Annotated in this window: 1 protein-coding gene; it reads right to left on the minus strand. The window is 48.1% G+C overall.

Going from position 1 to position 580, the window contains the following annotated elements; translation table 11 throughout:
* Window positions 1-79: 79 nt before the first annotated feature.
* Window positions 80-580: IS21-like element helper ATPase IstB (gene istB / locus EMM73_RS19860; protein ID WP_127688486.1), on the minus strand; the 501-nt coding region annotated here is incomplete at its 5' end.

The following is a 580-nucleotide window of genomic DNA, read 5'->3' on the forward strand; positions in this document are numbered from 1 at the left end:
TGCGTATTCTGATTTATCTGAACACCTATTCTGGTGATTGTGAACACCAGTTTTTTCCCGCGTTGGGCTCAGCTCCTTTTTAGCTCAGGTGTTCATTTTCAGTCAATTCACTTTTGTCTTTTCGCATTGATTCTCCCTTTAATTTCAATCGGTGGGCGTTGTGCATCAGTCGGTCCAGGATGGCATCGGCCAGCGTGTTATCTCCAATCGCCTGATACCATTCTTCTGTTGGCAACTGACTGACCATGATGGTCGATGCGTGTTGGTGCCGGTCGTCCATGATTTCCATCAGATCGTTACGCTGCGCTGCTTTGAGTGGCTCCAGGCCCCAGTCGTCCAGAATTAGAACGTCATATTTAGCAATGTGTTTCAGTGCTTTACTGTAGCTGCCGTCTGCTTTCTGTTGATTTAGTTCCAGCAGTAAACGTGACAGTCTGTAGTACTTTGCACTGTGGCCTTTTAGGATGGCACTGTGAGCTAAGGCGCACGCCAAATAGGTTTTACCGCTGCCACAGGGGCCTGTGATCAGGATGTTTTGTTGTTTGTTCACCCAGCCACTGCTGAGCAAACCACTCATCAC

Origin of the sequence: Rheinheimera sediminis, from assembly GCF_004005375.1 — a bacterium.
Taxonomy (GTDB): Bacteria; Pseudomonadota; Gammaproteobacteria; order Enterobacterales; family Alteromonadaceae; genus Pararheinheimera.